This window comes from Staphylococcus sp. HMSC065D05, from assembly GCF_001813195.1.
GTDB classification, from domain to species: Bacteria; Bacillota; Bacilli; order Staphylococcales; family Staphylococcaceae; genus Staphylococcus; species Staphylococcus epidermidis.
In genome coordinates this window covers 1-542 of record NZ_KV811771.1, presented here as the reverse complement: position 1 = coordinate 542, position 542 = coordinate 1, and the positions used below count along the sequence as shown (strand labels likewise).

Annotated in this window: 5 tRNA genes; all 5 read right to left on the bottom strand. The window is 51.8% G+C overall.

Features of this window, described 5'->3' with window-relative positions:
• Positions 1 to 47: 47 nt before the first annotated feature.
• Positions 48 to 121, bottom strand: a tRNA-Pro gene (locus HMPREF2897_RS10555).
• Positions 122 to 147: 26 nt separating this feature from the next.
• A tRNA-Arg gene (locus tag HMPREF2897_RS10550) sits at positions 148 to 224 on the bottom strand.
• A gap of 13 nt (positions 225 to 237) precedes the next feature.
• Positions 238 to 326 (bottom strand) — tRNA-Leu (locus HMPREF2897_RS10545).
• Positions 327 to 337: 11 nt separating this feature from the next.
• Positions 338 to 412, bottom strand: a tRNA-Gly gene (locus HMPREF2897_RS10540).
• 18 nt (positions 413 to 430) lie between these two features.
• A tRNA-Lys gene (locus tag HMPREF2897_RS10535) sits at positions 431 to 503 on the bottom strand.
• Positions 504 to 542: the final 39 nt, after the last annotated feature.

Genomic DNA, 542 nt, shown 5'->3' with positions numbered 1-542 from the left:
AAGCAGGCGCTCTCCCAGCTGAGCTAAGCCCCCATTATCAAAAGAAGTCGGGAAGACAGGATTCGAACCTGCGACCCCTTGGTCCCAAACCAAGTGCTCTACCAAGCTGAGCTACTTCCCGTATGTAAATTAAATCGATACATAAAATGGCGCGCCCGATAGGAGTCGAACCCATAACCTCTTGATCCGTAGTCAAACGCTCTATCCAGTTGAGCTACGGGCGCAATGTAAGAAAGATGGTGCCGAGGACCGGAATCGAACCGGTACGGTGATCTCTCACCGCAGGATTTTAAGTCCTGTGCGTCTGCCAGTTCCGCCACCCCGGCACTATAAATGATGGAGCGGAAGACGGGATTCGAACCCGCGACCCCCACCTTGGCAAGGTGGTGTTCTACCACTGAACTACTTCCGCGTTTTCAAGAAATCGTAATGAGCCATAGAGGATTCGAACCTCTGACCCTCTGATTAAAAGTCAGATGCTCTACCAACTGAGCTAATGGCTCAAAAGATGGTGCCGGCCAGAGGACTTGAACCCCCAACCT